We start from the raw sequence: 3512 nt of genomic DNA, 5'->3' as shown, positions 1-3512 counted from the left end.
GGTCATCGCCGCCATAGCTACCGCCCTCCGTGCCGGGCTTCCGCGAGGAGCTCCAGTCCTGCTGGGACGGCGGCCCCCCGCCCCGGCGGGGGGGGCCCCCCCCCCCCCCCCCCCGGCCGCAACTATCAGAAGTCGAACCCCTCCTCCAGGGCGTCCGCCCAGGCATCGGGGTAGTCGTCCAGACGATCGAGGGACTGGGTGTTGAGGCGGGGGAAGATGAACCAGTCCGGTCCGTCGCCGAAGTCGATCAGGGCGTACTCCAGCATCACGGCACGTCCGTCCGGCGTGTAGCTCACCACCTCCCAGTCGCGCTCGCGGAAGAACGAGCCCAACTGCGTGCGCACGATGCGCGAGCCGTCGACGGTCCAGGCCCAGTCGATATCGGTGGTATAGCACGCGATATTCGGGTCTTCGACGCAATCGGGGTACAGACCCGAGGAGAAGATCCGCGTGCTGATCCCATCCTCACGGAACGCGTAGCCGAAGATCTGGGTGAAGTCGAGGCGGCCCATGTCGTCGAAGTTGTTGGCGTCGGGAAGGGCGAAGCCCGCCTGCCAATACGTGGGCAGCTCCTGCACGAGATCGTCAACGAACAGCTCCGCGCCGCCGAGGCCGATCGCCCCCCACAGGGACTGACGCACCAGGGGCTGGCCGGCCCGTTCCATGTCCACCATGTAGAGCTGCAGATCATCGACCGCCGTGATCACCCGGTAGCGGTAGGTGTCTTCGTCGTTGGCCAGCACCAGCTGATCGCCGTCGATGGACCAGGTGTACGCGGCTTGGCCGAGCAGGCCCGTGGCCTGTCCTGACGCCGCCAGGGTGAAGAGGTCCGAGGCGTAGCCGGTGGTCGCCGGGGTGACGATGCGTGGATGTTGGGCGGTGATCACGATCGGCAGCAACACCGAGTCGCCAGCGCCCGGCAGCGCCGACAGGCTGCCTGTGTTACCCGATCGGATGTTCAGGTCCGATTCCGAGCTGATGTCGGCGCGGGGCAGTTCGCCGGGCCAGCCGAGCTCCGTCAGCAGCGTGTCGAGGGAATAGTTGGCCGTTTGGAATCGTCGTACCAGCGTTTGTACCGTCGAGCGCAGGAGGATCTGCGAGCGCTGGGCGACCACCGTGGAGACGACTTCCTGCTGAGAGGGGATGTAACGCCCATCTTCCTCCGCTTCGCGCAGGAACTCGCCGACGGACTCATCGAAGCCCCAGCTCTCCACCACGGACACCGAATCGATGAACACGAAGAAGCTGGTCGAGTTGTCGTCGTAGGTCACCACCAGATCGCCACCCTCATCGATCGCCCAGGTGAAGGGCACGGTGTCGATGACGTAGGGCTCGTCGCCGGTGACGAAGTCGCCGCCGAGGGACAGAGCTTCGTAGGTGCTGCCGGTGCCGTCTGCGTCGAGGTCGAACACGCCACCGCTCACGGGCACCCAGCCGGGCACCAGGGGAGCGGTCCACACGGTGGAGCCGAGCACAGCGTCCTCGGTGAAGGCAATGCTGAGGGCTTCATCGTCGAGGGTGTCCGCGACGGCCGCATCGACTCGCTCGCGAATCTCGGCGAGCAGTTCGCCTGCAGAGTCAGTAAGCCCGTTAGCTTCCAGGAGGGCGCCGAGGGTGGACATGCTGGTCTCGCCCTCCGCCGTCGCCGAGAGCACGCTCAGGGTGGTGGCATCTTCGGGGATGGGGACGAGGGCTTCCTCGACGATCAGCTTGATGATGCCGGCCACCTCCAGCAGTTCCTCGGCCGGGATTGCCGCTTCGGCGTCGTCCAGTTCCTGCGAGGTGCTCGGCACCGTGCCTTCGTTGGCATCCGTGGCGAGGAGGAAGCGGGCCGTGCTCAGGTGGCTGACCGTGAGGCGGTCTTCCTCGCTCGGGTCCAGGGCGCCGTCGTCGCCCGCGGCGCTGAGCATGTCGCTGATCGTACCCACCAGGCTGACGAGTTCGACGCTTGCCTGCGCATCGACGCCCTGGCCGGTGATCTGCACCAGCGCGTCGGGGGCGAGCTCGTCGGTGAGCACGCGAAGATCGATGGTGTAGCTGCCAGTGCCGTCGGCCTGGGCTTCGAAGCGCTCCGAGCCAACATCCACCGTGACCATGGCATTGGGGATCGGATCGTCCGTGACGACCCCGCTCAGGGTCAGCGCGGTGACGTCTAGTACGGTGATCTCGAAGGGAGCCAACGCGGCGTCATCCGTGCCGTCCGAGACGCTGATGCCGATGTCCGCGTAGGTGCCCGCATCGTCGGGGCCGGGGGTGCCGGTGAGCGCGCCCGTGGCCGCGTCGAAGCTCGCCCAAGGCGGTGCGTTGCTGATGGAAAAGGTCAGGGTGTCGCCGTCCGCGTCGCTGGCGCTCGGCGTGAAGGCGAAGCCATCACCCTCGGGGACGTCGGTTGTCGCGGGTGCGCCGGTAATTTCGGGGACGGCGTTGGTCGTGACCGGCGGTGCGATCAGGTTGGCTTCGTCGTTGTCTGATGATCCGCTGCAGCCCGATAGCAGTGCGAGCCCGACGGCGATCGCGAGCGCGCCAGGCGCAGGGAAGGTGCCCTTGTGAACAGGCATGAGTATCTCCTCGTGGTAGTTGATCACGCACCGTTCCCGTGTGCGTGGGCGGCGTCAGCTGCCGAGAGGAGAGTGTGTCGAGCTAGGGAAAGCTCTCAGGGCGTGGGCCGAGCGTGCTCAGCGTGAGAAACCCACCGACGGCCTGCACTGGCCGTTGCGAGGCGCGCGTGGAGACCCATGCCACCAGGGCCGTGCGCTGCGTGGCATGGTCGGCGACGGGGAAGGGGGTTTCGGCCACGTAATGGTTACCTTCGCGGGTCATCGCGCGGGCGCCTTGGCCGATGAGCACGAACTCGTGGCTGAGGGCGCGGCCGCGGTTCTCGCCTGCGCGCACCTCAGTCTCGAAGCCCATGCCGAGCACGGCGACGTTGAGCACCATCCGTGCGCCATTCGCACTCGTGGGCTCGAAGCGGGCGGTGATGCGATCGCCTTCTCGGCGCACCACGAGGTTACCTGGCGATGAGCGACGCGAGGCGATGCGCCCGCCGGCGCGCCAGTCCGACCAGGCGCGGCCGTTGCGAAAGACGCCTGGCGTGTAAACCGTTCGCGCGCCCTCTTCCGCCGCGTAGCGTCGCTGGCGCTTCGCATGGGCGGGGTCTGCGAACGGGTCCTTCCAGCCGAGGTAGTCCCAGTAGTCGACATGCCAGGCCACGGGCACGAAGTCATGCCAGAGGCCGGGATCGGATTCCAAGTTGTTGAGCCAACGCTCCGCAGGCGGGCAGCTGCTGCAACCCTCCGAGGTGAACAGCTCGATCAGCGTGACCTGCGATGCGCCGCTCGCGAACTCCACGAAGGCATCTTCGGCGGCGCCTTGGTTGGCGGTCAGTACCAACAGCAGGCACGCCAGCCATCGTTTCTGTGTCATCGCGCAAGCATCCTCGAGCCGTAAGTTGGCCGGGCGTCGACGAGCCCGGGTAAGCCACCTTCGCAGACTGCCACGAAAGTATCACGGGG

2 protein-coding genes are annotated in these 3512 nt (G+C 67.0%); both read right to left on the bottom strand.

The window, feature by feature from the left end:
• Positions 1 to 125: 125 nt before the first annotated feature.
• Complete coding sequence (locus AAF184_25295) at positions 126 to 2558, bottom strand: putative Ig domain-containing protein (protein ID MEO0425670.1); 2433 nt, start codon at positions 2556 to 2558, stop codon at positions 126 to 128.
• Positions 2559 to 2640: 82 nt separating this feature from the next.
• Entirely contained in the window at positions 2641 to 3423 is a 783-nt protein-coding gene (locus tag AAF184_25290; GenBank protein ID MEO0425669.1) for a DUF1223 domain-containing protein, read from the bottom strand.
• Positions 3424 to 3512: the final 89 nt, after the last annotated feature.

The sequence above is a fragment of the Pseudomonadota bacterium genome (assembly GCA_039815145.1).
Classification (GTDB): domain Bacteria; phylum Pseudomonadota; class Gammaproteobacteria; order Steroidobacterales; family JBCBZW01; genus JBCBZW01.
The sequence above is the reverse complement of the archived record's forward strand: the minus strand, read 5'-3'. Positions and strand labels throughout refer to the sequence as shown.